Annotated in this window: 3 protein-coding genes; 2 read left to right on the top strand and 1 reads right to left on the bottom strand. The window is 64.2% G+C overall.

The window, feature by feature from the left end; genetic code table 11:
- Positions 1–230 precede the first annotated feature (230 nt).
- Positions 231–719 carry an RrF2 family transcriptional regulator gene (locus tag IBL26_RS25245; protein WP_187787255.1) on the bottom strand — a complete coding sequence of 163 codons (489 nt, stop codon included), beginning with the start codon at positions 717–719 and terminating at the stop codon, positions 231–233.
- A 78-nt stretch (positions 720–797) separates the two neighbouring features.
- Between IBL26_RS25245 and hmpA the strand changes: the two genes are divergently transcribed.
- Together hmpA and IBL26_RS25235 are read left to right on the top strand one after the other, a co-directional pair.
- Positions 798–2,012: an NO-inducible flavohemoprotein gene (gene hmpA / locus IBL26_RS25240; protein ID WP_187787254.1), complete on the top strand. Its 1,215-nt coding sequence runs from the start codon at positions 798–800 to the stop codon at positions 2,010–2,012.
- 54 nt (positions 2,013–2,066) lie between these two features.
- Positions 2,067–3,476 (top strand): DUF305 domain-containing protein, encoded by a 1,410-nt coding sequence (locus tag IBL26_RS25235; protein WP_194443721.1) that lies wholly within the window; start codon positions 2,067–2,069, stop codon positions 3,474–3,476.
- Positions 3,477–3,769 lie beyond the last annotated feature (293 nt).

The following is a 3,769-nucleotide window of genomic DNA, read 5'->3' as shown; positions in this document are numbered from 1 at the left end:
TGCCGGCGTCCGCGCGGCTTGAGCGACGATGAGCGGCAACAATCACCGTCGAGCCATAGATGGATCTGAATTATCTGGCGTAGAAGGGCCCGGATGGCCGCATCTTCGGGTTCGCTCTAGAGAACGAAGCGCGCACGACCATAGAGGCCACACTCGCCTATTATAGCTGCGCCCGCGTTCTGACCAATGACAGGAATTTAGAGCGGAATGGTGCCATTCGGGGGCAGATCTTAAATATTGACTGGAAGCTCCGGCAAGTCCTGGGTCAGAAGCGGAGCTGGAAGGCCCAGGCGGGTGGCCATCGCGGCACGGTTCGGCCGGAGTAGATCGGCCAGGGTCTGGCCATCCAGCACCGCCATGAAGGCGGCGAGCGCTTCGCCCAGCAGGCTCTGCAGGCGACAGACATTCAGTAGAGCGCAGCCGCCGCCCTGTAACGGGTCCTGGAAGCAGGCCACCAGTGCCATGTCTTCCTCGGTGAAGCGGACGACGTCACCCACCCGGATCTGCTCCGGCGCCCGCGCCAGGCGGAGGCCGCCGCCCTTGCCGCGCGTGGTCTCGATGAAGCCGCCGCGGCCGAGATTGTGCACCACCTTGACCAGATGGTTCTCCGAAATGCGGTGCGCCTCCGCCACTTCCCGGATCGACACGCGCCGGTCCTGCCGCAGACCCAGATAGATCAGCGTGCGCAGAGCGTAGTCGGTGTGGAGGGTCAGTCGCATTCAGAAGATGTAGGGGGTTTACACCTTTAGGCCAAGGTCGCATAAAGGTGCATAGATCATACACCTTATGAGGTCGCGATGCCCCGCCCGCTCAGCCCGCACACCATCTCGGTCGTGAAGGCCACGGTTCCTGCTCTGGAAGCGCATGGCCTGGACGTCACCCGCCGGATGTACGAGCGGCTGTTCCAGGATCCCTCCATCAAGGACCTGTTCAACCAGTCGCACCATGGCGAGACTGGCTCCCAGCCCAAGGCGCTGGCCGGGGCGATCCTGGCCTATGCACGCAACATCGAGAATCCCGGGGTACTGGCCGCCGCTATCGAGCGGATCGCGCAGAAGCATGTCGGGCTGAATATCCTGCCAGAACACTACCCCGCCGTAGCAGAGGCGCTGCTCGGCGCCATCCAGGACGTACTGGGCGCGGCCGCGACACCGGAGATCCTGGCGGCCTGGGGCGAAGCCTACTGGTTCTTGGCCGACGTGCTGATGGGCCGGGAGAAGGAGATCTACCATGAGCAGGCCGCCACTGTCGGTGGCTGGAACGGTTGGCGCGACTTCGTGGTGGCGGGGAAGGTGCGGGAGAGCGACATCATCACGTCCTTCATCCTGGCACCCGCCGATGGCGGCCCCGTGCTGCGCCATAAACCCGGGCAGTATCTGACCTTCTGGCTTTCGATCCCTGGACATGCGCCGCTGAAGCGGAACTACAGCATCTCCTCCGGGCCGAGCGACGCCTCCTACCGCATCTCCGTGAAGCGGGAGCCGGGCGGCATTGCCTCCACCTGGCTGCACGATGCGGTGCAGACGGGTGCGCGCCTGAGGGTCGGCGCCCCAGCAGGCGATTTCGTCCTGCCCAGCCAACCCGCGCGGCCTCTCGTCCTGCTCAGCGGCGGCGTTGGCCAGACCCCGTTCCTCAGCATGCTGCAGGCCGTGGCGGACCAGCCGGCGCGCCACGAAGTGCATTTCGTCCACGGCACCCAATCCGGCGCCACGCACGCCTTGGGGGCGGAAGTGCGGGCGCTGGCGGCAGCGTCTCAGGGCCGCATCCGGGTGAGCAGCTTCTACGAGTGCCCCCGCCCGCGGGATCAGCAAGGGGCGGACTTTGATCTCCCTGGCCGTATCACGCCGGACTGGCTGGCCCGAAACACACCGTTGGCGAAGGCAGATTACTTCCTGTGCGGCCCGCGGCCTTTCCTGCGGGGCTTCGTCGATGCCCTGATGCAGCTCGGCGTCCCAGCGGCGCAGATCCACTACGAATTCTTCGGCCCGGCGGATGAGTTGCTGGCTGCGTAACAGCGACCCGCACCGCGTCGGCACTCTTTCCCCTTAAGTTAGCCGAGAACTGACATGCAGAAGCTGATCGCCTTCCTGCTGCTCGCCCTGACACCCACAGCCGCAATGGCACATGTGAAGTGGTTCGCGGCATACGAGGTCGCGGCGGCGCCCGTACCGATTGGGACGACCCTGTCGCTGCTCTATTTCTGGGTCGGGCTTGGGCTAGTCCTCTTGTTCTTCGTTGTGACGACCCTGCTCGAACGACGTTCGCCGGGCATCGTGGTGATGAAGGGTCTCGACACGGCCTCCGCTCCCCTGCAGCGCAACGCGGATCATTTCCTCATTGCGGTGCTGTTCGCGTTCTTCGTGGCACTCTTTGCTGTGGGCGGCACTTATCTCACCCCGGAACTGAAGACCGAGGCGGGTTGGGTACCCTGGGCGCAACTCCTCATCGCACTTCTGCTCCCAGCGCGGCGGACACGACCGATTGCGGCCGCGGCGATCGTGCTTCTCTGGCTCGTCACTCTGCGCGACTACGATCTATTTCACCTGTTCGATTATCTGGCGCTCGGCCTCGGCTTGGCAGGCTACCTGCTTCTCTCCGGCCTGCCCGACGGGACATGGCATACCCGCCGCTTCGCCTTGCTGCGCTGGGGCATTGCACTCGCACTCATGTGGTCGAGCCTGGAGAAATTCATGTATCCGCAGTGGTTCCTGCCACTGCTCGAAGAGCGTCCCTATCTCGCCTTCGGCATTCCCTTCGGCCCTTACACGACCATGGCAGGCGTCGCTGAGTTCACGTTGGGCTTCGGGCTGCTATGGACACCGTTGGTACGCCGCCTCTCCGCTCTTGCTCTCTTTGCCCTCATGTTCGCGGCAGTCTACCCCTTTGGTCGGGTGGACATGATCGGACATGCCACCATCCTGGCATCGCTTCTGATCGTCGTCGCGTATCCGGAGCGAGAAGCGGTTCTGGAGGTCGCGCCTCGCAACCGGTGGGCCACTCCGCTGGTGCCGGTAGCCCTGGCTCTGGCCCTGGCACTTTCCATGGGCTCCTACTTCGCGCTCCACCGGGTCATCTACGCGCATGGCGGCACGTCCCTGGCCATCCTTCGGGCGGGGACAGAGCGTATGGCCCAGGGTGGCGCAGCGCCCGGCGGCTTCTGGCGTGGACAAGAGCACTATCATGGCCATGGGCATGCCAACGCCGCGCCTCAGGCGAGCGCCAGCGCGGCCATGCAGGATGCAATGGAGGAAATGCATCATTCTATGGGCCGCGTCCGCGTCACGGGGGAACTAGACCGCGACTTCATCGCACTGATGCTGCCGCATCATGAGGGGGCTGTCGCCATGGCGCGACTGTATATGGAGAGCGGGCAGGATCCGCAGCTGCGCCAACTAGCCGCACAGATTATCGCGGGGCAGGAAGCCGAGATCGGCCTGATGGAAGGCTGGAACGGCCCACGCACAGCCCCCCACTAGCACGCTCTGGCCTTGGGAAGGCGGAGCATGCCCAAACTCTAGAGTGTATAGCGGGTCGCATGTCACGGTGCGCCCGCTGACCTCCTTCTTCCCCACCTGCAAAGCAGGGGTTTCAAAGCGGGCGGCAGGTCAACAGGCTGATTTCGGATTTCGCCGGACGAGCGGTCAACTGCGGCGCACGAAATCCGGAGAACGGGTTCATAAGACAAGGTTGACTAGAGGCTGTTATGGACCTTTGGGCGGGTAATGATCAGGCTGTAGGGCATGAGTGCCCGCAAGCCGTACCCCTCTGA

This window comes from Teichococcus aerophilus (assembly GCF_014490485.1).
Classification (GTDB): domain Bacteria; phylum Pseudomonadota; class Alphaproteobacteria; order Acetobacterales; family Acetobacteraceae; genus Pseudoroseomonas; species Pseudoroseomonas aerophila.
The sequence above is the reverse complement of the archived record's forward strand: the minus strand, read 5'-3'. Positions and strand labels throughout refer to the sequence as shown.

Excerpts from the sequence above, each read along its gene's own strand:
- hmpA (WP_187787254.1), top strand. The coding sequence starts at position 798 with ATGCCCCGCCCGCTCAGCCCGCACACCATCTCGGTCGTGAAGGCCACG.
- IBL26_RS25245 (WP_187787255.1), bottom strand. The coding sequence starts at position 719 with ATGCGACTGACCCTCCACACCGACTACGCTCTGCGCACGCTGATCTAT.
- IBL26_RS25235 (WP_194443721.1), top strand. The coding sequence starts at position 2,067 with ATGCAGAAGCTGATCGCCTTCCTGCTGCTCGCCCTGACACCCACAGCC.